Origin of the sequence: Pseudomonas sp. R5-89-07 (assembly GCF_003851685.1) — a bacterium.
GTDB lineage: Bacteria > Pseudomonadota > Gammaproteobacteria > Pseudomonadales > Pseudomonadaceae > Aquipseudomonas.
In genome coordinates this window covers 5,376,886-5,402,096 of record NZ_CP027727.1, presented here as the reverse complement: position 1 = coordinate 5,402,096, position 25,211 = coordinate 5,376,886, and the positions used below count along the sequence as shown (strand labels likewise).

General features: G+C 60.5%; 21 protein-coding genes and 1 pseudogene. 10 read left to right on the top strand and 12 right to left on the bottom strand.

The features are described from left to right. Positions 1 to 3: 3 nt before the first annotated feature. Positions 4 to 357 carry a dihydroneopterin aldolase gene (folB, locus tag C4J94_RS24790; RefSeq protein WP_032883867.1) on the top strand — a complete coding sequence of 118 codons (354 nt, stop codon included), beginning with the start codon at positions 4 to 6 and terminating at the stop codon, positions 355 to 357. Next, a complete protein-coding gene (folK, locus tag C4J94_RS24785; RefSeq protein WP_124388448.1) occupies positions 348 to 866 on the top strand; it encodes a 2-amino-4-hydroxy-6-hydroxymethyldihydropteridine diphosphokinase in 519 nt (172 codons plus the stop codon). The genes folB and folK overlap by 10 nt, the downstream gene beginning before the upstream one ends. 72 nt (positions 867 to 938) lie before the next feature. Here folK and C4J94_RS24780 read toward each other — a convergent pair whose 3' ends face one another. From C4J94_RS24780 to C4J94_RS24730, 11 genes and pseudogenes are all read right to left on the bottom strand, one after another. Then, positions 939 to 2,171, bottom strand: coding sequence for a multifunctional CCA addition/repair protein (locus tag C4J94_RS24780; RefSeq protein ID WP_124388447.1), 1,233 nt, complete (start codon positions 2,169 to 2,171; stop codon positions 939 to 941). A 63-nt stretch (positions 2,172 to 2,234) separates the two neighbouring features. Continuing rightward, the gene (locus tag C4J94_RS24775) at positions 2,235 to 3,800 is read right to left on the bottom strand and encodes a SpoVR family protein (protein ID WP_124388446.1); all 1,566 of its coding nucleotides are present in this window, start codon (positions 3,798 to 3,800) and stop codon (positions 2,235 to 2,237) included. Next, entirely contained in the window at positions 3,797 to 5,068 is a 1,272-nt protein-coding gene (locus C4J94_RS24770; protein ID WP_124388445.1) for a YeaH/YhbH family protein, read from the bottom strand. The genes C4J94_RS24775 and C4J94_RS24770 overlap by 4 nt, the downstream gene beginning before the upstream one ends. Positions 5,069 to 5,181: 113 nt before the next feature. Beyond that, on the bottom strand, positions 5,182 to 7,104 hold the full coding sequence (locus C4J94_RS24765; protein WP_124388444.1) for a PrkA family serine protein kinase: 1,923 nt from the start codon (positions 7,102 to 7,104) through the stop codon (positions 5,182 to 5,184). Positions 7,105 to 7,389: 285 nt separating this feature from the next. After that, positions 7,390 to 7,719, bottom strand: a complete 330-nt coding sequence (gene glpE, locus C4J94_RS24760; RefSeq protein WP_124388443.1) for a thiosulfate sulfurtransferase GlpE — start codon at positions 7,717 to 7,719, stop codon at positions 7,390 to 7,392. A 9-nt stretch (positions 7,720 to 7,728) separates the two neighbouring features. Next, positions 7,729 to 8,580, bottom strand: coding sequence for a symmetrical bis(5'-nucleosyl)-tetraphosphatase (locus C4J94_RS24755; protein WP_124388442.1), 852 nt, complete (start codon positions 8,578 to 8,580; stop codon positions 7,729 to 7,731). 1 nt (position 8,581) lies between these two features. Further along, positions 8,582 to 8,962 carry a Co2+/Mg2+ efflux protein ApaG gene (gene apaG, locus C4J94_RS24750; protein WP_124364650.1) on the bottom strand — a complete coding sequence of 127 codons (381 nt, stop codon included), beginning with the start codon at positions 8,960 to 8,962 and terminating at the stop codon, positions 8,582 to 8,584. 195 nt (positions 8,963 to 9,157) lie between these two features. Continuing rightward, positions 9,158 to 9,969, bottom strand: a pseudogene (gene rsmA / locus C4J94_RS24745) (16S rRNA (adenine(1518)-N(6)/adenine(1519)-N(6))-dimethyltransferase RsmA). After that, positions 9,966 to 10,955 carry a 4-hydroxythreonine-4-phosphate dehydrogenase PdxA gene (pdxA, locus tag C4J94_RS24740; protein ID WP_124388441.1) on the bottom strand — a complete coding sequence of 330 codons (990 nt, stop codon included), beginning with the start codon at positions 10,953 to 10,955 and terminating at the stop codon, positions 9,966 to 9,968. Before pdxA ends, rsmA begins: the two are co-directional and overlap by 4 nt. Then, entirely contained in the window at positions 10,952 to 12,286 is a 1,335-nt protein-coding gene (locus C4J94_RS24735) for a peptidylprolyl isomerase (protein ID WP_124389038.1), read from the bottom strand. Before C4J94_RS24735 ends, pdxA begins: the two co-directional genes overlap by 4 nt. Next, positions 12,267 to 15,041 carry an LPS-assembly protein LptD gene (locus tag C4J94_RS24730; protein ID WP_124388440.1) on the bottom strand — a complete coding sequence of 925 codons (2,775 nt, stop codon included), beginning with the start codon at positions 15,039 to 15,041 and terminating at the stop codon, positions 12,267 to 12,269. The genes C4J94_RS24735 and C4J94_RS24730 overlap by 20 nt, the downstream gene beginning before the upstream one ends. Before the next feature lie 130 nt (positions 15,042 to 15,171). Between C4J94_RS24730 and C4J94_RS24725 the strand changes: the two genes are divergently transcribed. The 3 genes from C4J94_RS24725 to C4J94_RS24715 are packed head-to-tail and all read left to right on the top strand — an operon-like array spanning position 15,172 to position 17,637. Then, positions 15,172 to 16,197, top strand: a complete 1,026-nt coding sequence (locus C4J94_RS24725; protein ID WP_124388439.1) for an aminoglycoside phosphotransferase family protein — start codon at positions 15,172 to 15,174, stop codon at positions 16,195 to 16,197. Further along, positions 16,194 to 16,868, top strand: coding sequence for an N-acetylmuramate alpha-1-phosphate uridylyltransferase MurU (gene murU, locus C4J94_RS24720; RefSeq protein WP_124388438.1), 675 nt, complete (start codon positions 16,194 to 16,196; stop codon positions 16,866 to 16,868). Before C4J94_RS24725 ends, murU begins: the two co-directional genes overlap by 4 nt. Before the next feature lies 1 nt (position 16,869). Further along, a complete protein-coding gene (locus C4J94_RS24715) occupies positions 16,870 to 17,637 on the top strand; it encodes a TerB family tellurite resistance protein (RefSeq protein ID WP_124388437.1) in 768 nt (255 codons plus the stop codon). 82 nt (positions 17,638 to 17,719) lie between these two features. On the opposite strand, the gene C4J94_RS24710 is transcribed toward C4J94_RS24715, so the two are convergent. Beyond that, the gene (locus C4J94_RS24710) at positions 17,720 to 18,694 is read right to left on the bottom strand and encodes an alpha/beta hydrolase family protein (protein WP_124388436.1); all 975 of its coding nucleotides are present in this window, start codon (positions 18,692 to 18,694) and stop codon (positions 17,720 to 17,722) included. 77 nt (positions 18,695 to 18,771) lie between these two features. Here C4J94_RS24710 and C4J94_RS24705 point away from each other — a divergent pair, with 77 nt between their 5' ends. The 5 genes from C4J94_RS24705 to C4J94_RS24685 all read left to right on the top strand — a co-directional run bounded on the left by C4J94_RS24705 (position 18,772) and on the right by C4J94_RS24685 (position 25,207). Continuing rightward, positions 18,772 to 20,760, top strand: coding sequence for a histidine kinase (locus tag C4J94_RS24705; protein WP_124388435.1), 1,989 nt, complete (start codon positions 18,772 to 18,774; stop codon positions 20,758 to 20,760). 18 nt (positions 20,761 to 20,778) lie between these two features. After that, positions 20,779 to 21,408 carry a response regulator transcription factor gene (locus C4J94_RS24700; protein WP_124388434.1) on the top strand — a complete coding sequence of 210 codons (630 nt, stop codon included), beginning with the start codon at positions 20,779 to 20,781 and terminating at the stop codon, positions 21,406 to 21,408. 225 nt (positions 21,409 to 21,633) lie between these two features. Next, positions 21,634 to 22,746, top strand: coding sequence for an ABC transporter ATP-binding protein (locus tag C4J94_RS24695; RefSeq protein ID WP_124388433.1), 1,113 nt, complete (start codon positions 21,634 to 21,636; stop codon positions 22,744 to 22,746). 43 nt (positions 22,747 to 22,789) lie between these two features. Then, a complete protein-coding gene (locus tag C4J94_RS24690) occupies positions 22,790 to 23,830 on the top strand; it encodes an ABC transporter substrate-binding protein (RefSeq protein WP_124388432.1) in 1,041 nt (346 codons plus the stop codon). Between the two features lie 150 nt (positions 23,831 to 23,980). Continuing rightward, positions 23,981 to 25,207: an ABC transporter permease gene (locus C4J94_RS24685; RefSeq protein WP_124388431.1), complete on the top strand. Its 1,227-nt coding sequence runs from the start codon at positions 23,981 to 23,983 to the stop codon at positions 25,205 to 25,207. Positions 25,208 to 25,211 lie beyond the last annotated feature (4 nt).

Here is a 25,211-nt window from a genome sequence, read left to right as displayed (position 1 = left end):
TGCTTGGACAGAGTGTTTATCGAAGGCCTGGAAGTCGACACCGTGATCGGCGCCTACGACTGGGAGCGCGGAATCCGTCAATGCCTGCGCCTGGACCTGAGCTTTGCCTGGGATAACCGTCCGGCCGCGGCCGGTGACGACCTGACCCTGGCGCTGGACTACGCCAGCGTGTCCGCGCGCATTCAGGCCTTTGCCGAGCAGTCCCAGTACCAACTGGTGGAAACCTTCGCCGAACGCCTGGCGCAAGTGCTGATGAGCGAATTCCAGATTCCCTGGCTGCACCTCAAGTTGACCAAGCCAGGTGCCGTCCCGGCGGCCAAGGGCGTGGGCGTGGAGATCGAGCGCGGATGTCGCTGACTCAGGTTTACCTTGGCCTTGGCAGTAATATCGAGCGCGAGCTCAATTTACGGGCGGGGCTGGATGCGCTGGCGAGCTTTCTGACGGACATGCGCTGTTCAGCGGTGTTCGAAAGCCAGCCCGTGGGTATCAAGAGCGGGCCGTTCTTCAATCTGGTGGTGTCGGCCTTTACCGACCTGCCGTTGAAGGAACTCGACCGCCGGTTGAAATTCATCGAGGCCGACAACGGCCGTTATGCGCCAGACCGTAAAGGCCTGCCACTGGATATCGACGTGCTGCTGTATGGCGACCTGGTGGGTAATTTCGACGGCTTGATCCTGCCGCGGGCAGAGATCCTGAAAAACGCGTTCGTGTTGTGGCCGCTGTCGATGATGGCGCCTGATCGTGTGCACCCTGAAACGGGCAAGACCATGGCGGCGCTGTGGCGTGATGCGCAGATCGATCAGGTGCTTGCGCCTGTGGCGTTTGAGTGGCAGGGCCGGCAACTCACGGCAGACGTGCTTCTGTAGGCGCCGAGCTTGCTCGCGAAGAGCGTGAACGATAACGCAGCGCTCTCAGGTTTTTCGCGAGCAAGCTCGCTCCTACAATGAACTTTGTTGTTCCTTGTAGGTTTTTAATGCGTTAAGCCGTTCACGTTTCAGGGCTTCGCCCAACTCCGGGCCTTTGAAGCCTTTCTCCAGCAGTGGCGCCACTGCCACCTCGCGTGCAGCCTTTGCCGCGCCGCGCAAATAGTCCGCCTGTGGATAACTGCGCTGTTCCAGACCCTTGCGGCCTCGCGCATCCATCTCGCACGCGACGATGAACTCTTCGAAGCGTTGCGGCCGACGGTAGACGTCGAAACTTTGCAATAGCTCCAGCAACGTCGAAGCCTTCAGCTCCAGGGCTCGATGCCCGTGGGTGTGATACTGGCCCACCAGCAGCGCCAGCTCTTGGCAGTCCTTCGGCACCTTGAAGCGTTCATTGACCGCCTTGATCAGTTTCAAGCCCCGGTGTTCGTGGGCAATGTGCTGCGGCAACTTATCCACAGGCGTCAGCCCCTTGCCCAGATCGTGCAGCAGGCAGGCCCAACGCACGGTCAGTGGTTGTTTGTGCACTGCAGCCTGTTCCAGCACGCATAGGGTGTGCACACCGGTGTCGATCTCGGGATGATGGGCTTCGGGCTGCGGTACGCCGAACAGCGCATCCACTTCAGGCATCAGGGTTTTCAGCGCATGGCAGTCGCGCAGTACCTGGATGAACACCTGAGGTTGCTCTTCCATCAGTGCCCGGGAAATTTCCTTCCAACTGCGCTCCGGTGTCAGGGCTTCCAGTTCGCCGGATTCGCTGAGTTGACGCATCAGCTCCAGAGTCTGCGAAGCGACGGTGAATCCCAGGTGCGCATACCGCGCGGCAAACCTGGCAACGCGCAGAACTCGTAGAGGATCTTCGGCGAACGCGGGTGAAACGTGCCGCAAAATACGCGCTTCCAAGTCACGTTGGCCGTGGTAGGGGTCGGTCAGGTTGCCGTCGTCGTCTTCGGCCATGGCATTGATGGTCAGGTCGCGGCGTATCAGGTCTTCTTCCAGCGTGACGTCGGGGCTGGCGTGAAAGACGAAGCCGCCATAGCCCCGGCCACTTTTGCGCTCGGTGCGGGCGAGGGCGTATTCATCGCCGTTTTTTGGGTCCAGGAACACCGGGAAGTCAGCGCCGACCGGTTTGAAGCCTTTGGCCTGCATTTCTTCGACGGTGGCGCCGACGACGACGCGGTCGATATCGGTGACCTTGATGCCCAGCAGGCGATCACGCACGGCACCGCCGACTTTGTAGATTTTCATGAAAAAGCCTCCATTAGCGGCACAGGATAACGCCTGTTTCCACCCAATGGAGGCTTTGCTGTTTCAGAGGTGCACGACAGCCAGGTCCAGGCGGCCGTAGTCGTTGTCGTTATGATCGCTGCGTGGTGGAACATGGTGGGTTTTCATCACTTGGTCGCCCTGCAGGGTTTCCAGGTGGATATCGAAGCCCCACAGCCGATGCAGGTGCTTGAGCACTTCCTCGGTGGATTCGCCCAGGGGTTTGCGGTCGTGCTGCTGATGACGCAAGGTCAGTGAGCGGTCACCGCGCACGTCGATGCTGTAGATCTGTACGTTGGGCTCGCGGTTACCCAGGTTGTATTGCGCCGCCAGGGTCTCGCGGATCGTGCGATAACCAGGCTCGTCGTGGATGGCCGGCACAACCAGGTCGTCCTTGAGGTCGTCGTCCAGGATACTGAACAGCTTGAGGTCGCGAATCACCTGGGGCGACAAGTACTGCAGGATGAAGCTTTCGTCCTTGAAACTGCTCATGGCGAACTTGATGGTGGAGAGCCAGTCGCTGCCGGCGATTTCCGGGAACCAGCGACGGTCCTCCTCGGTGGGGTGTTCGCACATGCGACGGATGTCACGGTACATCGCAAAGCCCAGCGCGTAGGGGTTGATGCCGTTGTAGTACGGGCTGTCGAAACCGGGCTGGAACACCACGCTGGTGTGGGAGGTGAGGAATTCCATCATGAAGCCGTCGGTGACCAGGCCTTCGTCGTACAGGTCGTTCATCAGCGTGTAGTGCCAGAACGTCGCCCAACCCTCGTTCATCACTTGAGTCTGGCGCTGTGGATAAAAGTACTGGGCGATCTTACGCACGATGCGCACTATTTCCCGTTGCCACGGCTCCAGCAGTGGCGCGTGTTTTTCCAGAAAATAGAGGATGTTTTCCTGAGGTTCGGCGGGGAATCGTGCATTGTCCTTGTCGCTGTTTTTGCCGGCGCGTTTCGGAATGGTGCGCCACAAATCGTTGATCTGTTTCTGCAGGTGTTCCTCACGCTCTGCCTGGCGCAGCCGTTCTTCTTCGGCCGAAATCGGATAGGGCCGTTTGTAACGGTCGACGCCGTAATTCATCAAGGCGTGGCAGGAGTCGAGCAGGTCTTCTACTGCGTCGATGCCGTGGCGCTCCTCGCATTGCATGATGTACTGCTTGGCGAACACCAGGTAATCGATGATCGAACTGGCATCGGTCCAGGTGCGGAACAGGTAGTTGCCCTTGAAAAAACTGTTATGCCCGTAGCACGCGTGGGCGACCACCAACGCCTGCATGCAGATGGTGTTTTCTTCCATCAGGTAGGCGATGCACGGGTCGGAGTTGATCACGATCTCATAGGCCAGGCCCATCTGGCCGCGGGTGTAAGACTTTTCGGTGCTGAGAAAGTGTTTGCCGTAGGACCAGTGGTGATAACCCAGCGGCATACCGACGGAGGCATAGGCATCCATCATCTGTTCGGCGGTGATCACTTCGATCTGATTGGGGTAGGTGTCCAGCGCATAACCGGCCGCGATGCGGCTGATTTCCCGGTCATAGGCCTGGATCAGTTCAAAGGTCCACTCGGACCCGGTGGAGATAGGTTGGCGCTTATGCTCTTTTTTGGCGGTCATGTCACTAACCTGCGCTGGAAGAGTTCACGGAAGACCGGGTAGATATCGCCGGCCGAGACCAGTTGCTGTTGGGCGAACGTATCGGCAAAGGCTTCGCCGATGCGCTCGTATTCGAACCACAGTGCCTGGTGCTCACGGGGGGTAATTTCGACGTAAGTGTAGTACTGCACGAAAGGCATGATCTGGTTGATCAGGATGTCGCGGCAGATCGGCGAATCATCGTTCCAGTTGTCACCGTCGGACGCTTGGGCCGCGTAGATATTCCACTCATTGGCCGGGTAGCGCTCGGCCATGATCTCCTGCATCAGCTTCAGGGCGCTGGAAACGATGGTGCCGCCCGTTTCGCGCGAGTAGAAGAACTCTTCTTCGTCCACTTCCCGCGCGCTGGTGTGATGGCGGATGAACACTACTTCGATCTTGTCGTAGTTCCGCTTCAGAAACAGGTAGAGCAAGATAAAGAAACGCTTGGCGATGTCCTTGGTGGCCTGGGTCATGGAGCCGGACACATCCATCAGGCAGAACATCACGGCCTTGGAGCTGGGGTTGGGCTGCTTGACCAGCAGGTTGTATTTCAAGTCAAAGGTATCAAGAAACGGCACACGGTGAATGCGTGCGCTGAGTTTCTCGATTTCTGCCTCGATTTCCTGGATATCGCCGAAGTTGTCTGGCTCTTCGCGCTTCAACCGCGCCAACTCTTCCTTGGCCTGCTTCAATTTTGCACGGCTGCTGCCCGACAGTGCGATACGTCGGGCGTGGGCCGAGCGCAGGGTGCGGATGATGTTGATACGGGATGGGTTGCCTTCGTTGCTGATACCTGCACGCACGGTTTTGAAGGTGTCGGTGCCGGTCAGGTTGCGTTTGACCAGGTTGGGCAGCTCCAGGTCCTCGAACATGAATTCGAGAAATTCCTCCTGGGTGATCTGGAACACGAACTCATCCATGCCTTCGCCGGAATTACCGGCCTTGCCCGCGCCCTTGCTGCCCCCGCCACCCTGCGGGCGCTGGATGTGTTCGCCTGTGGTGAATTCCTTGTTGCCGGGGTGCACGACGGTCTGTTTGCCGCCCCGGCCATGGTGCAGCACCGGTTCGTCGATGTCCCGACCGGGAATGCTGATCTGTTCGCCATGCTCCATGTCGGTGATGGAGCGGCGGCTGACGGCCTCTTCAACGGCCTTTTTGATGTGGTCACGGTAACGCCGCAGGAAACGCTGGCGGTTTACCGTGCTTTTGTTCTTGCCATTGAGGCGTCGGTCGATCACATAGCTCATGGGGAGCCCTCCGGGCAGCTTCACGTTACAAGCTTCAAGCCGCAAGCTGGAAGCTTAGGGACAAGCGGTCGCCTGCCAGGTCGGATGCCTGGCAGTCGGCGCCTGTCGCTGCCTTACTGCGATTTACGTACCCGCAGGTACCACTCGGAAAGCAACCGCACCTGTTTGTCGGTGTAGCCGCGCTCGACCATTCGTGTGACGAAGTCGTTGTGTTTTTGCTGGTCCTCCTTGCTGGCCTTGGCATTGAAGCTGATAACCGGCAGCAGATCCTCGGTGTTGGAGAACATTTTCTTCTCGATGACCACGCGCAGCTTCTCGTAGCTGAGCCAGGTTGGGTTCTTGCCGTTGTTGTTGGCGCGGGCGCGCAACACGAAGTTGACGATTTCGTTGCGGAAATCCTTCGGATTGCTGATGCCGGCGGGTTTCTCGATCTTCTCCAGTTCCTCGTTGAGCGCCACGCGGTTGAGGATTTCACCGGTTTCCGGGTCGCGGTATTCCTGGTCCTGGATCCAGAAGTCGGCGTACAGCACGTAGCGGTCGAAGATGTTCTGACCGTACTCGCTGTAGGACTCGAGGTAAGCGGTCTGGATTTCCTTGCCGATGAACTCGATATAGCGCGGCGCCAGGTATTCCTTGAGGAAGCGCAGATAGCGCTCGCGGGTTTCGGCCTGGAATTGTTCCTGTTCGATCTGCTGCTCCAGCACGTACAACAGGTGCACCGGGTTGGCGGCGATCTCGTGGGGATCAAAGTTGAAAACCTTGGAGAGAATCTTGAACGCGAAACGTGTCGACAGGCCGTTCATGCCTTCATCGACGCCCGCCGTGTCGCGGTATTCCTGGATCGATTTGGCCTTGGGATCGGTGTCCTTGAGGTTTTCACCGTCGTACACGCGCATTTTCGAGTAGATATTCGAGTTCTCCGGCTCCTTGAGGCGCGACAACACGGTGAACTGGGCGAGCATCTTCAGGGTGTCGGGTGCACAATGAGCCTTGGCCAGGGAGCTGTTGAACAGCAGTTTGTCGTAGATCTTGATCTCATCGCTGACCCGCAGGCAGTACGGCACCTTGACGATGTAGATACGGTCGATGAAGGCTTCGTTGTTCTTGTTGTTGCGGAAGGTGTGCCACTCCGATTCGTTGGAGTGCGCCAGCAGGATCCCGGTGAACGGAATCGCGCCCAGGCCTTCGGTGCTGTTGTAGTTACCCTCCTGGGTAGCCGTGAGCAGTGGGTGCAGCACCTTGATCGGCGCCTTGAACATCTCCACGAACTCCATCAGGCCCTGGTTGGCCCGGCACAGCGCGCCCGAGTAGCTGTAGGCGTCGGCGTCGTTCTGCGGGAATTCTTCCAGTTTGCGGATATCGACCTTGCCCACCAGCGCCGAAATGTCCTGGTTGTTCTCGTCGCCCGGCTCGGTCTTGGCGACGCCGATCTGGTTGAGGATCGAGGGGTAGAGTTTGACCACGCGGAACTGGCTGATATCTCCGCCGAACTCGGACAGGCGCTTGGTGGCCCAGGGCGACATGATGGTATTGAGGTAGCGCCGTGGGATGCCGAAGTCTTCTTCGAGGATCGCGCCATCTTCGGTGGCGTTGAACAGGCCCAGGGGCGACTCGAACACCGGCGAGCCCTTGATCGCATAGAAGGGCACTTTTTCGATGAGTTGTTTGAGCTTTTCAGCCAGGGACGACTTGCCGCCGCCAACGGGGCCAAGCAGGTAGAGGATCTGCTTCTTTTCCTCCAGGCCTTGGGCGGCATGGCGGAAGTAGGAGACGATCTGGTCGATGCATTCTTCCATGCCGTGGAAGTCTTCAAAGGCCGGATAACGGCGGATCACCTTGTTGGAGAATATTCGCGACAGGCGCGAATTGTTCGAGGTGTCTACCAGCTCCGGCTCGCCAATCGCCAGCAGCAGGCGTTCGGCGGCAGACGCGTAGGTGCTGCGGTCCCGTTTGCACAGCTCGAGATACTCTTGAAGCGTGAGTTCTTCCTGCTGTGTGGACTCGAAACGTTGTTGGAAGTGGCTAAAGATACTCATGACGTCGTCACCTCGCTCGATACGTGGAGCCGACGCCGGATCAATCAGTCGATGCTGGCAGCCCTTGACGTTCGCCAATGGCTGTTTTCCCCCCAGAACACCCTGAAACGCTACCGATGACCCGCACGCCGGTGTACCGGCTCTCCCCTGATTTGGATGGCCTGCACTTAAGGATAGTTCGGAATCGGGGAGGTCAAGGCGCGATGCGTAATTAGTTTGGCTGCGCCGTTCGTCAGAAACGGCGCAAGCCCAAGCGTCACGCGGGGTAGCGGGGTGTGAAAAAAATTATTGCGAATCGCCTGAGGAAATTTCTGCAGGATAGGTCGCACGCCACAGCTCAAAGCCGCCATCCAGGCTATAGACGTCGGAGAAACCCTGGCTGACCAGATAGGCCGCTGCGCTCTGGCTGGAATTGCCGTGGTAGCACGCCACGATCAGTGGTGCGTCGAGGTCGGCGGCGCGGATGAAGTCGGCGATGTTGACGTTGTCCAGATGCTGGGCGCCGCTGATATGGGCAGCGGCATAGGTTGGCTGGTCGCGGATATCGACGACCACAGCGCCTTGCTCTCGCAGGGCCTGGGCTTGTTCGGGAGGGATACGTTTGAATTCTGTCATGGCGGGCTCCTAGGGCTTGGCGGCGGCCGTCTGTGTCGTGGGTTCGGGGGATTCACACTGGCAACTGATGCGCTCGCCGGTGTCGATGTTCATCAGCGTCATGGCGCCGCCCCACACGCAACCGGTGTCGAGGGCGAACACGCCGGGTTCTTCGCACTTGCCTTCAAGGGCGGCCCAGTGGCCGAAGACAATTCTGGTGTCGCGGGTTTTGCGTTCCTTGTGGGCAAACCAGGGCTTATAGCCAGGCAGCGCAGTGTCGGCGCCTTCCTTGCTCTTGAGGTCCAGTTTGCCCTCGGCCGTGCAAAAGCGCATGCGCGTGAAGTAGTTGGTGATCACTCTCAGGCGAGCGACGCCGGTAAGGTCGTTGTCCCACTTCACCGGCTCGTTGCCGTACATGCCATCGAGGTAGGCGCTGTAGAGGTTGTCATCGGCCAGCGCGCTTTCGACTTCGGCGGCGCATTTGAGGGCTTTTTTCACTGTCCATTGCGGTGGGATGCCGGCATGAACCAGGGCGATATCGCGGGCCTCGTCGTAATGTACGAGCTTCTGTCGGCGCAACCATTCCAGCAACACGCCCCGGTCCGGCGCTTCGAGGATTTCCCGCAGGGTGTCGCCTTTTTTCAGACGCTCGATGTTGTGGCCTGCCGCGAGCAAGTGCAGATCATGATTGCCCAGCACACAGACCAGCGAGTCGCGCAGGCGATAGAGGTAGCGCAAGGTTTCCAGAGACTGCGGGCCACGGTTGACCAGGTCGCCGACCAGCCACAGGCGGTCGTTTACCGGGTCAAAAGCCACGCGTTCGAGCAGGCACTTGAGGGGCTCCAGGCAGCCTTGCAGGTCACCGACCGCATACGTTGCCATATCAGTGCAGGGCCCCAGGTACGGCGAGGCGGAACGGTTTGATGATCGCGTCGAACAGTTTGCCGTCGGTAGCCTTCATCTGATACGTGCCTTGCATGGTGCCGACTTTGGAGGTCATCACCGTGCCGCTGCTGTAGGTATGGCTGGCGCCGATGTCGATCAACGGTTGCTGGCCGACCACACCCGCGCCGCGCACCTCCTCGACCTGGCCGTCCCCGTCGGTGATCACCCAGTGGCGTGACAGCAGCTTGGCCGGCACCAGCCCGTTGTTTTTCACCGTGATGGTGTAGGCAAACGCAAAGCGGTTGTGTTCAGGTTGCGATTGGTCCGCCAGGAAGCGGGTGACGACGCTGACGTCGATCTGGTAACGAGGATCGGACATGCAAGAGGCCTTAAAAGCAAATGCGCAGGACAGCTGATGCGGGCCAGTCTAGGCCAATAGGTGGGCACTAGGCCAGATACGTGATCCAAATGTGGGAGGGGGCTTGCCCCCGATAGCGGTGGGTCAGGTAAACATTCATTTACTGAGACGCCGCCATCGGGGGCAAGCCCCCTCCCACATTTTTTTCCTTATGCCTTATTCCACTGTCGGCGCAGGCTGGATGGCGAGCTGGTCGGCCAGGCGTACGAACGCGGCCAGGTCCAGTTGCTCGGGGCGCAGGCTGCCGTCGACGCCGGCCGCTTCGATTTCGGCGTTGCTTAACAGCGCCTTGAGCGTGTTGCGCAGGGTCTTGCGGCGTTGGTTGAAGGCTTCGCGCACGACGCGCTCCAACAGTTTGTGGTCCTTGGCCGGGTGCGGCAGCACGGCATGCGGCACCAGGCGCACGATGGCCGAGTCGACCTTCGGTGGCGGGTTGAATGCACCTGGGCCCACGTTGAACAGATGTTCCACGCGGCAATGGTACTGAACCATGATCGACAGACGGCCCCAATCACCCCCCCCGGCCCGGCGGCCAGGCGTTCAACCACTTCTTTTTGCAGCATGAAGTGCATGTCGCGGATGATCCCGGCGTTGTTTAGCAGGTGGAAAATCAGCGGTGTGGAGATGTTGTACGGCAGGTTGCCCACCACCCGCAGGCTGTTAGGCGCGGCATTCAGGCTGTTGAAGTCGAACTTCAGCGCGTCGCCCTGGTGCAGGTTGAAATTGGGTTTGTCGGCGAATTGCTGATTCAGGATCGGGATCAAGTCCTTGTCCAGCTCAACCACGTCCAGTTGACCGCCGCTGGCCAGCAGACCCTGGGTCAATGCACCCTGGCCTGGGCCGATTTCCAGCAGACGGTCTTCGGGCTTGGCGTGGATGGAGCGCAGGATACGGTCGATCACGCCAGCGTCGTGCAGGAAGTTTTGCCCGAAGCGCTTGCGCGCCCGGTGTTGGTAATGCTCAGTCATATACGGGTCTCGGCCATCTGATAGGCGGTTTCCAGGGCCACGTGCAGGCTGCCGGTGTCGATCTTGCCGCTGCCTGCCAGGTCCAGGGCGGTGCCATGGTCAACGGAGGTGCGGATGATCGGCAGGCCCAGCGTCACGTTGACGGCGGCGCCGAAGCCTTTGTATTTCAGCACGGGCAGCCCCTGGTCATGGTACATCGCCAGCACTGCGTCGCAGTGCTCCAGATATTTGGGGGTAAACAGAGTGTCTGCAGGCAATGGGCCGCGCAGGTCCATGCCTTCTTGGCGCAGGCGCTCTAATGTCGGTTCAATGATGTCGATTTCTTCATGGCCCAAATGGCCGCCTTCACCGGCGTGGGGGTTAAGCCCACAGACCAGGATGCGCGGTTGGGCAATGCCGAACTTGTGTTGCAGGTCGGCGTGCAGGATGCGCGTAACGCGTTCTATGCGCTCGGCGGTGATGGCGTCGGCGATATCGCGCAGCGGCAGGTGCGTGGTGACCAGCGCGACGCGAAGGCCACGGGTGGCCAGCATCATCACGACTTGTTCGGTATGGGTGAGTTCGGCAAGGAATTCGGTATGGCCGGAAAAGGCGATACCGGATTCGTTGATCACGCCTTTATGTACAGGGGCGGTGATCATGCCGGCGAAGTCGCCGTCGATGCAGCCTTGGCCGGCACGGGTCAGGGTTTCCAGCACAAAGGCCGCATTGGCCTTGTCCAGTTGCCCGGCGACGACCTTGGTTTGCAGCGGGGTATCCCACACATACAGGCTGCCTGCGGGTGCCGGCAAGTCTGGCCAGTTGCCCGGTGCGACGCTCAGCAGGTTGACCACCACACCCAGCTGCGCGGCCCGCTCAAGGAGCAGGTCGCGGCTGGTAATGGCAATCAGGGGATGTGGCTGGGGTTGCGAGGCGAGCAGCAGGCACAGGTCTGGACCAATGCCGGCCGGCTCGCCGGGTGTCACGGCGAAACGCTGGGGTTTCACTGGGCTGCCTGGTCGGTGCCTGTTTGCTCGGCGCCTGGCAGCTTGTTTTCAACGTAGGCTTCGTCACGGATCTGACGCAGCCAGGTTTGCAGCTCTTCGTCGTATTTGCGGTTACGCAGTACGGTCAGGGCTTGCTGTTCGCGGGCCTGGGTGGTGTTGTCGGTGGCGCGACGGCCAAGGACTTCCAGCACATGCCAGCCGTATTGGGTCTTGAACGGCTTGGACAGCACGCCTTGCGGCGTATCGGCCATCACCTGCTGGAACTCGGGCACCAAGGCTTTTGGGTCGATCCAGTTCAGGTCGCCGCCGTTGAGGGCAGAACCCGGGTCTTCCGAAAAACTCTTGGCCAGGGTGGCGAAGTCTTCACCGCTTTCGATGCGGTCATAGATCTTCTGGGCCAGTTCCTTGGTTTGTGCCTCGGTACGGATTTCGCTTGGTTTGACCAGGATGTGACGAACGTGTACTTCGTCTTTCAGCGAGGTCTCGCCGCCGCGCTTGCCTAACAGCTTCAGGATGATAAAACCGCCCGGAGTACGTGCCGGTTGGGTGATGTCACCCACGTTCATCGCGCTCAGCTCACGGTCGAACGGAGGGGGCAGTTGAGCGGCTTTACGCCAGCCCATGTCACCACCGTCGAGCGCGTTGTCGCTGCCGGACTGGGCAATCGCCATCTGGGCGAAATCAGCGCCGGCCTTGAGGCGATCATAGATAGCCTGGGTTTTGGCGGCGGCAGCATTGAGCTGCTCGGCATTGGCGCTGTCTGGTGTCGGGATCAGGATGTTGGCCAGGTGCAGCTCTTCGGAAAGCTGCATCTTGCCCAGGTCCGAGGCCAGGAAGTTCTTCACTTCCTGCTCCGACACCTGAACCCGTTCGGCTACGCGACGTTGGCGTACACGGCTGATGATCATTTCGCGCTTGATCTGGTCACGCGCGTCCTCATAGGACAGGCCATCGTGGGCCAGGGCCGCGCGGAACTGATCGATGCTCATATTGTTACGCTGAGCGATGGTGCCGACAGCCTGGTTCAACTCTTCGTCAGAAATACGGATACCGGAGCGTTCGCCGATCTGCAGTTGCAGGTTTTCGACGATCAGGCGCTCCAGCACCTGAGGTTCCAGGACGCTGGTGGGCGGCACACCACCGCCACGCTTGGCGATGGTTTGCTGAACTTCCTTGACCCGTTGGTCCAGTTGGCTCTGCATGATCACGTCGTTATCGACGATGGCTGCGACTTTATCCAGCTGCTGCACCGCGGCATGCGCCGAGGCGGCACCCAGGAACAGCGCGCCCAGCACGAGCGGGCGCAAGCACTCAGAAAGCTTTGTCTTCACGTTCACGATAACCTTCAATGCCTTTGTCGAGGAAGCTCTCTACCTTGGCGCCGGTCAGGCCGCCGAGTCCTTTGAGGACGATCTGGAAGAAGAGCCCGTGGTCACCCTTTTCGTTAAGGGGGGCGATCTGGGTATATTCGTCGTTGGAAACCCAATAACGGTTGATGACGCGCAGTTTCCAGCAGCAGTTGTCGTATTCGAAGCCACCAAAGGCTTCCAGGGTACGGTTGCGTGCATAGTCATACTGCCAGCGGGTGATCAGGTTCCACTGTGGAATGATCGGCCACATCATCGAGAAGTCGTGTTGTTGGATTTTGTAGTAATCCTTCACGAAGTTCGGATCGCCTGGTTGGCCGTAGTCGCCACCGAACTGCCATTTGCCGGTCAGTTGGTTGTAGACCACTTGGTCGTTGCGATAGCGATAGCCGAGGTTGACCACCTTGTTCGGGTTGTCTTCCGGCTGGTAGTGGAACATCGCGCTGCCGGAACGTGGGGCGTGGCTTTCGGTATCCCAGTTGTAGTCGGCGGTGGCGCGCCAATCGCGGTTGAAGCGGAATTCATACTCCAGGGCGATAGGCGAGACATCGGTGCGGGCGTCGTCGCGGTCGGCAGCCAGTACGCCTGGCAGTTGGACTTCGCGATCCTTGAAGTACAGCGCCTGGCCAACGGAAACGCGTTGGCGTTCGAAGCCGTTATCCTCGATCCAGCGACTGGTTACGCCCAGGGAAAGTTTGTTCTCGTCACCGATCCTGTCGGAGCCAGCGAAGCGGTTATCACGAAATAGAGAGCCGTAGCTGAACGCGTATTCACTAGTATCGAAGACCGGAATATCGCTCTGATCTTTATTCGGGACGTACAAGTAGTACGCCCGCGGTTCGAGGGTTTGGTTAAAGTCCTTACCGAACAAATTGGTTTTGCGATCAAAGTAAAGACCACTGTCTACACTTGCGATCGGTATTGCGCGGTCCTGCGAACTTTTGAACTCATCTCCTGCCGCGAGCGAGTTTTTACCGAACGTATCAAGATCAAGATCGTACTTTGTATAGACGTACTTGAGCTTCGGCGTAATAAAACCGTAGGTCCAGTTCATCGGGTATTCAACAGCTGGCGCAACGTTCAGACGAGTACCGTTTGCACGGGTGAGGCCTCTGACGTTTGTATCCAGGCGAGGTGAAACTGCCCCGTTCTCATCGGTAAAGGTGCCGTTTTCCAAGTCACGATCGAAGCGCACGGCTTCGGTTTCATAACTGAAATTCAAACCGCCTGGATGAAATGGCAGCTGGCCACTCAGCGTGAGCTGCGGCAACCGGTCATACGGCGTGATCTGAGAGATCGTCGCCAGCTGGTAAGCCTGCACATTCAAGCGAGCCTGATAAGAATCGCCCCGATAGGTCAGGGAGCCCTGCTGATTCAGGAAGTCCTGGCTCTCAACACCTTCTTCAAAGGACTTCAAGTCCTGGAAGTAGTAAGGATCGCTGATCCGGGTGTAATCCACCTGAGACGTCAGACGCGAATCCAACCCACCTTTATGCTGCCAATTGAGCATATAACGAGTTTTTTCATAATCGGTCTGGTTCTTGCGCTCATCGTTGTCGTCGTTGAGGTACGCCCCACCAAACTGCCCTTCACTCGACTTGGTGAGGTAGCGGAATTCGCCCTCCATCAACAGGCCGCGCTTGGTCATGTATTGCGGGTACAACGTGGCGTCGTAGTTCGGTGCCAGGTTGAAGTAGTACGGCGTCACCAGCGTAAAGCCAGTTTCACTGCCGGTGCTGAAGCTTGGCGGCAGGAAGCCGGACTGACGACGGTCGTCAATCGGGAAATAGATGTAAGGGGTGTACAGGATCGGGATGTTCTTGACCCGCAACGTCGCGTTGGTGGCCGTACCGAAACCGGTGGCCGGGTTCAACGTGATGTTGTTGCCCTTGAGCTGCCAGGCGTTGCTGTCTGGCTCGCAGGTGGTGTACGTACCGTCCTTGAGACGGATGATCGCGTTCTCGGCGCGCTTGGCGTACAGCGCGTTACCGCGGATGCGCGACTTGTGCATCACGTATTCGGCGTTGTCGATCTGGGCGGCGCCGGTATCGAGCTGGACCTGGGCATGGTCGCCCACGATCAGCGCGCCGTTGTCGCGCAGACGCACGTTGCCGTTCAGCTCGCCACGGTTCTCGGCCTGGTACAGGCTGGCTTCTTCGGACTCCAGCTGCATGCTGCCCTGGCGCATGACGACGTCACCGGCCAGTGTAGCGACCTGCTGTTCCTGCTCGTAACGAGAGGCCTTGGCACCGATGAAGGTCGGCGCATCGCTCTTGTTCGTCTTGTCGTTCATGCCAGGACGAGTCGGCTCGATGTAGGCGCCACCGCAGTAAGGGCCGGTTTCGGCCAGCTGCGCTGCGGTCAGCTTCTCGCGAGGCACCCAGTCCAGGTGGCTGTAGTCTGTGCTGCGCGAACGCAGGCCGCGGCCCTTGGCTTCGGTGACCAGCATGGTCTTGGGCTCGGCGTCGACGCTGCCGCCAGCCTCGCCTTGCGGCGTGCTGTTGGCCGAGCTGACGGCAGAGCCGTCATGCACCGGGCGCGGTGGCAATGGGGCTGCGGCGGTTTTTGGCGCGCAATCCCAGGCACCCGAAGCAGAGACTGAGCAGTCATACTGTTCCGCGGCGACCACGAATGAGGTGGCGAAAGGTTGCAAGGCCAGCAGACTGCCGGTTACCAGCAACGGAAATTTTCTACGAAACGCGGGGGATTTCAATGCCATCTTATTAGTCCGGGCTTCCTGCGTGCCATCTGCCCGCGGTTTGGGCCGCACGCCTCTCGATGGTCTGAAAAAGATGCGTGATAATAAAGCATGCCCCGCTTGACGGCTAGCGCCGTCGGAGACCCTTGTAATGCCCGAGCACGATCTACGTTTACAACAGCTGGAAGTCTGGCTGGATGAGCAGTTGCCGATCCTCTTCAACGCTCAGGACTGGGGCGCCGTACCCCCGGCCACATTGACCGCGGCCAGCAGCGACGCGAGTTTCAGGCGTTACTTCCGATGGGAGGGCGGGGCGCATACATTCGTTGTAATGGATGCACCGCCCCCCCAGGAAAACTGCAAACCTTTCGTCGATATCGCGCATTTACTCGCGAAATCGGGAATCAACGTGCCAAGAATTTATGCAGAAGATTTGCCGCGTGGCTTTCTTTTGCTCAATGACTTGGGCCGAAAAACCTATCTGGACGTGATTGACGAGCAAAACGCCGATCAGTTGTTTGCCGATGCCATCGATGCCTTGCTGGCTTTCCAGCAGTTGCCGATGGACGCGCCGCTGCCCAGCTATGACGTGGCGTTGTTGCGCCGCGAGCTGGAACTGTTTCCTGAATGGTATGTACGCCGCCACTTGGGTATCGAGCTGGATACTCAGCAGCAAGCCCTCTGGCAACGCGCCAGCGAACGGCTGATCGACAGCGCCCTGGCCCAGCCGAAAGTGCTGGTGCACCGTGACTATATGCCGCGCAACCTGATGATCAGCGAGCCCAACCCCGGCGTGCTGGATTTCCAGGACGCGGTCTACGGCCCAGTGACCTACGACATCACCTGCTTGTTCAAGGACGCCTTCCTCAGCTGGCCCCAGGCTCGCGTGCGCCAGTGGCAGCGCGGCTATTGGGAACGGGCCGGGCAGTTGGGAATTCCCGTGCACGACGAGTTCGAAGACTTTCTGCGCGCCAGCGACCTGATGGGCGTGCAGCGCCATCTCAAGGTCATCGGTATCTTCGCGCGGATTTGCCACCGCGATGGCAAGCCCCGCTACCTGGCCGACGTGCCGCGCTTCTTTGCCTATATAGAAGCGGTGCTCGCCGACCGTCCTGAGTTGAGCGACCTGGGCGAATTGCTCACCAGCCTGCGCCAGCCGGCCGAGGCCTGCGTATGAAGGCGATGATCCTGGCAGCCGGCAAGGGCGAGCGCATGCGCCCGCTGACGCTGCACACACCCAAGCCGCTGGTGCAGGCCGGCGGCAAACGGCTGATCGAGTATCACCTGGAAGCGCTGGCCAAGGCCGGCTTCACCGAGATCGTGATCAACCATGCCTGGCTCGGCGAACAGATCGAAAGCTACCTGGGCGACGGAGCCCAGTTCGGCTTGCGCATCCGCTATTCAGCCGAAGGTGAGCCGCTGGAAACCGGCGGCGGGATTTTCCAGGCATTGCCTTTGCTGGGGGACGAGCCGTTTCTGGTGGTCAACGGCGATATCTGGACCGACTACGATTTCAGCCAATTGAAGCGGCCTCTCCAGGGCCTGGCCCATCTGGTGATGGTCGACAACCCGGCGCATCACCCCACCGGTGGCGACTTCTACCTGAGCGATGGGTTGCTTCATGATGCGGCGCCCGGTGCCGATAACCTGACCTTCAGTGGCATTTCCGTGCTCGACCCCCAGTTGTTCGCGGGTTGCAGTGCGGGTGCCTTCAAGCTGGCGCCGCTGTTGCGGGCGGCGATGGCCAAGGGGCTGGTAACGGGTGAACACATGAAGGGACGCTGGGTTGATGTCGGAACGCTTGAGCGTCTGGCGCAGGTTGAAACCTTGCTGACAGCGAGGCCGTAGGATGTTGTGGCCAGGGACGCTGATCGGCGCCGGAGCTGGCTTTGCGATTGCCAGTATTCCGGGGGCTTTGTTGGGTGCATTGCTGGGGCAGGCGTTGGACCGGCGCCTGCAATTGCACAGCTGGGCGCAGTTGCGTGAACGCCTGGGCGGGCGCCCGGCGCTGCGCAATGATGAGTTGTTGTTCGTGCTGCTGGGGCGCCTGGCCAAAAGCAATGGCCGGATCGTGGACGGGCATATCCAGCAGGCGCGCCAGGAAATGCGCGCGCTGGACATGACCGAACCGGCCCAGCGCCGGGCCATCCTGGCGTTTAACCGGGGCAAGTCCGGTACCGACCGGGTGCGCAGTTATTTGCGCGTGCTCAAGGCGCAGCCCCATGCCGCGGAGGGCGTTCTACGTGCGTGCTGGCGCATGGCCTGGGCCGACGGTCGGGCGGATGATGCCGAGCGTGACCTGATCGAGTTGTGGGGCAAATGGCTGGGCTGGACGCCGCAACAAATTCGCGCCCTGGCCGCCGATTACACGCCGGCGCGCAAGCCATTGGTCAATCGAAGTGGTGGCTATCAGGAAGCGCTGCGGCTTCTGGGGGTGACGGCGACCACTGAACCCTCGGCGATCAAACGTGCCTATCGCCGCCTGCTCAGCCGCCATCACCCGGACAAGATCGCCGGCAGCGGCGCCAGCCCGGCGCAGGTGCGCGAGGCCACCGAACGTACCCGTGAATTGCACAACGCCTACGCGTTGATTCGCGAACGACGAGATTTTCGCTGAGGCTATTGCCCTGACACCGATCCAATGTGGGAGGGGGCAAGCCCCCTCACACATTGGTTTTGTAATATCTGCTGAAACTGTGTCAGCCTTTGTCGGCCTGCGGGCTCAACCATCCGCGCACGCGTCGATATAGCTGCTCCTGTTCGGCAGTGTTGTTGCCAGGCAGGGCCTTGAGTTGCACCTGCTTGTAACCGTCATTCTTGCCGCGTTTGGCCGCCTGGCTACGGGCCAATGCGTTTTTGCCGTCCTGCGCACCGTCTTGATAGAACACATCCGCGGTTGGGACTTTCAACGTCGGTGCCAATTGCTGCAGGTCCGGTTGGCGAGCGGCGGGCGTCTTCCCAGCCACCATCACCAGCTTCTGCACCTGGGCAGGTTGTTTCTCGCTCAGATAACGCGCCGCCCACCATGCGCCGGTGCCATGACCGAGCAATGCCACGCTGCGCGCGCCCTGGGTCTGGGCGAAGGCAACGGCCGCATCGATGCGGTCGAAGATGCGCTTTGCATCGGTCTTGTCCTGTTCATCCGCACCCGCTACCACCGCCGGGTCAGTGCCTTCGGCTTCTGCGCTGGCGGCCTGTTCGACGGGTTTGGCCACCGTGCTGCCGTCTTTGCTGCTGGTATCGACCGCCGCCTTGGGCGGTTCGATCACGCGTGGCGGCAGGGTATCCACACTGACGTCCGGCAAGGACAGGCTGAGAGTGCCCCAGGCCGCATCCGGCAATTTACGCCGCAACGGGCCGATGGCTTGCGGCCAGTCAGCATTTTCGCCAGCGCCTGGCACGATAATCACCACGCCTTGGGGTTCGGCGCTATTGGCGGGCTTCCACAGGGCCAGGAACGAATCGCTGCCGGCCTGTAGTTGTTGTTGCTCCTGCTGCGCAACCTGGCGTTCGAGGGCGCTGGCTTCGGCCTGGCTGCGCTCGGGCAAGGGCTGACGCTCGGCGGGTGTTTCAGCGGCTGACGCTGGCGCGTCGTCGGCTTGAACAGAAAAGGCGCTGGTAAATAGCAGCGACAGGCACAATGCTGGCAGTGCCGAACGGTTTCGAGGTGGCATCGTTAAATCCCGGCCAGAAGTGATTCCAGCAGCCTAATGGGTTGATCAGTATTTGTCAGTGATGTGAGACGTGGATCATGGGTTTTCGCTTCCTGCTGGTTATCGGCTGCCTGTGTGTGGCCTTGATGGCAAATGCCGCGCCCGCCAGCCCTCAGGCGCAACTCACTGCGCAGCAGCGCGAGTGGCTGGCGCTGCACCCAGAGTTGCGGGTGGGCGTGGTATTGCAGGCGCCTTACGCTCAATACGACCGCCGGCTGCAGCGGTTGTCCGGGGCCAATGTCGAGTTGATGCAATGGCTGGCCAAGGCGCTGGGCATCGAGCTGACTTGGCGTAACTTTCCCGATCAGGAGCAGCTTGAAGCAGCCGTGCGCGACGGCGAGGTGGATATTGCCCCCGGCCTGCAGCAAACCCCGGCCGGCTTGCGCCTGTGGTTATTCAGCGACCCGTATATGCGTGTGCCTCAACGCATCGTCGGCATTCGCGAAGGCGGCGGCGCCGTGGAGCTGGAAAAACTCGACGCACAGTCGCGCATCGCGGTGCGCATGCCCAGCGCGGTGGCCGACTACCTGCGCAGCACCTACCCCAAGCTCAACCTGCAAGGCGTACCCATGGAGCGCCAGGCCCTGCAACTGTTGGTGAGCCAGCAGGCACGCTATGCGGTGGTGGATGAAGCGCAACTGAGCCGGTTGTCTGGCGAGGCGGAGTTCGCCGGGCTGGCGGTGGTCGGCGATATCGGCCTGCCGCAGCTGTTGCGAGTGGCCACGCGGCGTGAATGGCCGGAACTGGCGAGCATCCTGCAAAGTGGCTTGCGGGCGATACCCGCCCGTGACCTCGACCAACTGCACAGCCGCTGGCTGCAACCCAAGTACCCACGTTTGGCGGAGTCCATGGGCTTGTGGAAAAACCTCAGCGTGCTGCTGGGGCTCATGCTGTGCGCCAGCCTGGCGGGGTTGCTCTGGCAGCGTCGCCATCAGCGCAGCCTGGAACACGACCTGCTGGCGGCGCGAGAAGAGAGTGCCGCACGCGCCGCCGGCGCCGAAGCCTTGCGGTTGACGCAGTTTTCCATCGATCAAAGTACGGTCGGCATCCTGTGGGTGAACTGGGACAGTCACGTGCGTTATGCCAACCGTGCCGCCGAAAGCATGCTCGGCTACGACACGGGCGCGCTGATCGAGCGACCCCTGATCGACTTTGACCCGGCCCTGAGCATGGACCGCTGGCTCAACCTGTGGAAACGCGCGCGTGCCAGCGAAGACGGCGCGCAGACCTTCGCCACCGATTGCCTGCGCGCCGACGGCAGCATCCTGCCCGCCGACGTGTCCTTGAGTTTTCTGCGCTTTGCCGACGCCGAGTACCTGGTGGTTTACCTGACGGATGTCACCGAGCGCCGCCGTTATGTGGCCGCGTTGCTGCAAAGCGAGGCGCAGTTGCGTGAATTGTCAGCCCACCTGGAAACGGTGCGCGAAGAAGAAAAGGCGCGTATCGCCCGTGAAGTGCACGACGAGCTAGGGCAAATGCTCACCGTGCTCAAACTGGAAACGTCGATGTGCGAACTGGCCTATGCGCAACTCGACCCGGGCCTGAACGAGCGCTTGAACAGCATGAAGCGCCTGATCGCCCAGCTCTTCCAGCTGGTGCGCGACGTGGCAACTGCACTGCGCCCGCCGATTCTCGACGCGGGCATCGCTTCGGCCATCGAATGGCAGGCCCGGCGCTTCGAAGCGCGCACGCAGATTCCCTGCCTGGTCAAAGTCCCGGAAAATTCACCGCTGCTCAGCGATGCCAAGGCCATCGGCCTGTTCCGCATCCTGCAGGAGGCACTGACCAATGTGATGCGCCATGCCCAGGCGCATACTGTGGAACTGACGCTGGAGGTGGACGGCCCGGACCTGCGCCTGACCATCAGCGATGACGGCATCGGTTTCGTGCAGGCGCAAGGGCGCCCGGTATCCTTTGGCCTGGTCGGCATGCGTGAGCGGGTACTCATCATGGGCGGGCAGCTATCCCTGGTCAGCGAGTTGGGGGAGGGCACCACCCTGAGCGTTTCGGTGCCGTTGAATGCATAACAATAAAAGGAAGTCCCCGTGATCCGCGTACTGGTAGCCGAAGACCACACCATTGTCCGAGAAGGCATCAAGCAATTGATCGGCCTGGCCAAAGACCTGCAGGTAGTGGGCGAGGCGGGCAATGGCGAGCAGTTGCTGGAGACGTTGCGTCATGTGCCCTGCGAGGTGGTGTTGCTGGATATTTCCATGCCCGGCGTGAATGGCCTGGAGGCCATTGCACGCATTCGTGCACTGAGTAATCCTCCAGCCATCCTGGTGCTGTCCATGCACGATGAAGCGCAAATGGCCGCCCGTGCCCTGAAGGTTGGCGCCGCCGGTTATGCCACCAAGGACAGCGACCCGGCATTGCTGCTGATGGCGATTCGCAAGGTGGCGGCGGGCGGGCGTTATATCGACCCGGACCTGGCTGACCGGATGGTCTTCGAAGTCGGCCTGACGGACTCGCGACCGCTGCATTCACTGCTGTCGGAACGCGAATTCTCGGTATTCGAGCGTCTGGCACATGGTGCCAACGTCAACGACATCGCCCTGCAACTGGCTCTGAGCAGCAAAACCATCAGCACCCACAAGGCGCGCTTGATGCAAAAGCTCAATATCACCTCCCTGGCCGAGCTGGTGAAGTACGCCATGGAACACAAGCTGCTGTAGCGGCGTATCCATCAGCGACACCTCAAAAACGCCGCCGGGCCTGTTCTTGCCGCTTGCAGCCCGCCTCTTGCAGCTGCACTGTCCCATGCCCGCCATCCGTGTAGGGCGATCCCTACCCGGGACCTTCCATCCGGCTGATGCGATTCTCTCCTGGCCCCCGATTTCCGGGGTCTCGCGGCTGGACTACGCTTGTGTCACAGCAGTCCAAAACACAAAGGTGCGGGTATGAGCGAGGTGGATTCAAATGATGTGCTGGTCAGCTTTCGTGGCGTGCAGAAAAGCTACGATGGCGAGAACCTGATCGTCAAAGACCTCAACCTGGAGATTCGCAAGGGCGAGTTCCTCACCCTGCTTGGGCCGTCCGGTTCGGGCAAGACCACCAGCCTGATGATGCTCGCCGGCTTTGAAACGCCAACCGCCGGCGAAATACAGCTGGCCGGGCGCTCGATCAACAACGTGCCGCCGCACAAGCGTGATATCGGCATGGTGTTCCAGAACTATGCACTGTTCCCGCACATGACCGTGGCCGAGAACCTCGCATTCCCCTTGTCGGTGCGCGGCTTGAGCAAGACCGACATCAGCGAACGGGTCAAACGCGTGTTGAGCATGGTCCAGCTCGACGCCTTTGCCCAGCGCTACCCGGCGCAACTGTCTGGCGGCCAGCAACAGCGTGTGGCACTGGCTCGGGCGCTGGTGTTCGAGCCGCAACTGGTGCTGATGGACGAACCCCTCGGCGCCCTCGACAAGCAACTGCGCGAACACATGCAGATGGAAATCAAGCACCTGCACCAGCGCCTCGGCGTCACCGTGGTGTACGTGACCCACGACCAGGGCGAAGCCTTGACCATGTCCGACCGCGTGGCGGTGTTCCACCAAGGCGAAATCCAGCAGATCGCCGCGCCGCGCACCCTCTATGAAGAACCGAAAAACACCTTCGTGGCCAACTTCATCGGCGAAAACAACCGCCTCAATGGCCACCTGCACAGCCATACCGGCGAGCGCTGTGTGGTGGAGTTGGCGCGCGGCGAGAAGGTCGAGGCACTGGCGGTGAACGTCGGCCAGGTCGGCGGCCCGGTGACCCTGTCGGTGCGTCCGGAACGCGTCAGCCTCAATGGCGCGAGTGACAGCTGCATCAACCGTTTTTCCGGGCGGGTGGCGGAGTTCATCTACCTGGGCGACCACGTGCGCGTGCGCCTGGAAGTCTGCGGCAAGAGCGATTTTTTCGTGAAACAACCGATCGCCGAGCTGGACCCGGCCCTGGCGGTCGGCGACGTAGTACCGATTGGCTGGCAAGTCGAGCACGTTCGCGCACTCGACCCACTTCTAGAGGCGAATTGATCGCCCCCTGGCTTCACCAACCCTGCACGTGGAGAGCACAACAATGTTGAGATCCCTTAAGTTTTCCGTCCTGGCTATCGGCTTGATGGGCGCGACACAGGCCATGGCAGGCCCGGACCTGACCGTCGTCTCCTTTGGCGGCGCGAACAAGGCGGCGCAGGTCAAGGCCTTCTATGCACCGTGGGAAAGCGCGGGCAACGGCAAGATCATCGCCGGTGAATACAACGGTGAGATGGCCAAGGTCAAAGCCATGGTCGACACCAAGAGCGTGTCCTGGGACCTGGTGGAAGTGGAGTCGCCTGAACTCTCCCGAGGCTGCGACGAAGATATGTTCGAGCCTCTGGACCCGAAACTGTTCGGCAACACCGCGGACTACGTCAAAGGCGCGATCCAGCCGTGCGGCGTAGGCTTCTTCGTTTGGTCGACGGTATTGGCCTATAACGCCGACAAGCTGGCCTCTGCACCTACCAGTTGGGCGGATTTCTGGGACACCAAGAAATTCCCCGGCAAGCGTGGCCTGCGCAAAGGCGCCAAGTACACCCTGGAATTCGCCTTGATGGCCGACGGCGTCGCGCCTAAGGACGTCTACAAAGTGCTGGCCGGCAAAGATGGCCAGGACCGCGCGTTCAAGAAGCTTGATGAACTCAAGGCCTCGATCCAATGGTGGGAGGCCGGCGCACAACCGCCGCAGTACCTCGCTTCGGGCGACGTGGTGATGAGTTCTGCCTATAACGGCCGCATCGCCGCCGTGCAGAAGGAAAGCAACCTCAAAGTAGTGTGGAACGGCGGCATCTACGACTTCGATGCCTGGGCCATTCCAAAAGGCCTGGCGAAGGACCGCGCCGAAGCGGCGAAGAAATTCATCGCCTTCTCGGTGCAGCCGCAGCAGCAGAAGACCTACTCCGAAAACATCGCCTACGGCCCGGCCAACACCCAGGCGGTACCGTTGCTGGCCAAAGACGTGCTCAAGGACATGCCGACCACCCCGGAAAACATCGCCAACCAAGTGCAGATCGATGTGAGCTTCTGGGCCGATAACGGCGAGCAGCTTGAACAGCGCTTCAATTCCTGGGCGGCTAAATAACCCATGTGGGAGGGGGCTTGCCCCCGATGGCGGTCTGTCAGCTGACCCATGTACTGGCTGAACCACCGCTATCGGGGGCAAGCCCCCTCCCACAGGGATGGCCTGTGTGTTGAAAGATTGCGTTCATTTTCCAAGATCCGGAGTTCAGCCATGGCCCTCGCCATTCCCACCCTCAAGCAGCGCCTGGCCCGTGCCGAGCGGCTCAACCGCTGGAAGGCCCAGGCCTTGATTGCGCCATTGGTGCTGTTTTTGCTGCTGGTGTTCCTGGTGCCCATCATCGCGCTGCTCTACAAGAGCGTCGGTAACCCGGAGGTGGTGGGCGGCTTGCCGCGTACGGTGGTGGCGGTGACGGCTTGGGACGGCCGTGGCTTGCCTGGCGAGTCGGTGTACCAGGCGCTCACTGAAGACCTGGGCGAGGCGCGCAAAAACCAGACCCTGGGTGACCTGTCCAAACGCTTGAACATGGAACTGGCCGGTTATCGCAGCCTGCTGACCAAAACCGCGCGGGCGCTGCCGTTTACCGAAGCGCCGGCTTCTTACAAAGCCGCGTTGGAAAGCCTCGATGAACGTTGGGGCGACCCGGCGTACTGGCAGGCGATCCGGCGCAATACCAGCAACCTGACGCCTTACTACCTGCTGGCGGCCGTCGATCACCGTATCGACGACCTCGGCGAAATCGCGCCGGCGACGCCTGACCAGGCGATCTACCTGGATATCTTCGCCCGCACCTTCTGGATGGGCCTGGTGATCACCGTCATCTGCCTGCTGCTGGCCTATCCCCTGGCTTACCTGCTGGCCAACCTGCCGGCGCGCCAAAGCAACCTGTTGATGATCCTGGTATTGCTGCCGTTCTGGACCTCGATCCTGGTGCGGGTGGCCGCGTGGATCGTATTGCTGCAATCCGGTGGCTTGATCAACAGTGCGCTGATGGGCATGGGCCTGATCGATGCGCCGCTGGAGCTGGTGTTCAACCGTACCGGCGTGTACATCTCCATGGTGCATATCCTGCTGCCCTTCATGATTCTGCCGATCTACAGCGTGATGAAAGGCATCTCGCCGACTTACATGCGTGCGGCGATTTCCCTGGGTTGCCACCCCTTCGCCAGCTTCTGGCGCGTGTACTTCCCGCAAACCTACGCCGGCGTCGGCGCCGGTTGCCTGTTGGTGTTCATCCTGGCGATTGGTTACTACATCACCCCGGCCTTGCTGGGCAGCCCGAACGACCAGATGGTGAGCTACTTCGTGGCCTTCTATACCAACACCAGCATCAACTGGGGCATGGCCACGGCGCTGGGCGGCCTGCTGCTGCTGGCGACGGTGCTGCTGTACCTGATCTACAACCGGCTGGTGGGCGCCAGCCGCCTGCGCCTGAGCTGAGGAG

Excerpts from the sequence above, each read along its gene's own strand:
- folK (WP_124388448.1), top strand. The coding sequence starts at position 348 with ATGTCGCTGACTCAGGTTTACCTTGGCCTTGGCAGTAATATCGAGCGC.
- C4J94_RS24780 (WP_124388447.1), bottom strand. The coding sequence starts at position 2,171 with ATGAAAATCTACAAAGTCGGCGGTGCCGTGCGTGATCGCCTGCTGGGC.
- C4J94_RS24775 (WP_124388446.1), bottom strand. The coding sequence starts at position 3,800 with ATGACCGCCAAAAAAGAGCATAAGCGCCAACCTATCTCCACCGGGTCC.
- C4J94_RS24770 (WP_124388445.1), bottom strand. The coding sequence starts at position 5,068 with ATGAGCTATGTGATCGACCGACGCCTCAATGGCAAGAACAAAAGCACG.
- C4J94_RS24765 (WP_124388444.1), bottom strand. The coding sequence starts at position 7,104 with ATGAGTATCTTTAGCCACTTCCAACAACGTTTCGAGTCCACACAGCAG.
- glpE (WP_124388443.1), bottom strand. The coding sequence starts at position 7,719 with ATGACAGAATTCAAACGTATCCCTCCCGAACAAGCCCAGGCCCTGCGA.
- C4J94_RS24755 (WP_124388442.1), bottom strand. The coding sequence starts at position 8,580 with ATGGCAACGTATGCGGTCGGTGACCTGCAAGGCTGCCTGGAGCCCCTC.
- apaG (WP_124364650.1), bottom strand. The coding sequence starts at position 8,962 with ATGTCCGATCCTCGTTACCAGATCGACGTCAGCGTCGTCACCCGCTTC.
- C4J94_RS24730 (WP_124388440.1), bottom strand. The coding sequence starts at position 15,041 with ATGGCATTGAAATCCCCCGCGTTTCGTAGAAAATTTCCGTTGCTGGTA.
- C4J94_RS24725 (WP_124388439.1), top strand. The coding sequence starts at position 15,172 with ATGCCCGAGCACGATCTACGTTTACAACAGCTGGAAGTCTGGCTGGAT.
- murU (WP_124388438.1), top strand. The coding sequence starts at position 16,194 with ATGAAGGCGATGATCCTGGCAGCCGGCAAGGGCGAGCGCATGCGCCCG.
- C4J94_RS24715 (WP_124388437.1), top strand. The coding sequence starts at position 16,870 with ATGTTGTGGCCAGGGACGCTGATCGGCGCCGGAGCTGGCTTTGCGATT.
- C4J94_RS24710 (WP_124388436.1), bottom strand. The coding sequence starts at position 18,694 with ATGCCACCTCGAAACCGTTCGGCACTGCCAGCATTGTGCCTGTCGCTG.
- C4J94_RS24705 (WP_124388435.1), top strand. The coding sequence starts at position 18,772 with ATGGGTTTTCGCTTCCTGCTGGTTATCGGCTGCCTGTGTGTGGCCTTG.
- C4J94_RS24695 (WP_124388433.1), top strand. The coding sequence starts at position 21,634 with ATGAGCGAGGTGGATTCAAATGATGTGCTGGTCAGCTTTCGTGGCGTG.
- C4J94_RS24690 (WP_124388432.1), top strand. The coding sequence starts at position 22,790 with ATGTTGAGATCCCTTAAGTTTTCCGTCCTGGCTATCGGCTTGATGGGC.
- C4J94_RS24685 (WP_124388431.1), top strand. The coding sequence starts at position 23,981 with ATGGCCCTCGCCATTCCCACCCTCAAGCAGCGCCTGGCCCGTGCCGAG.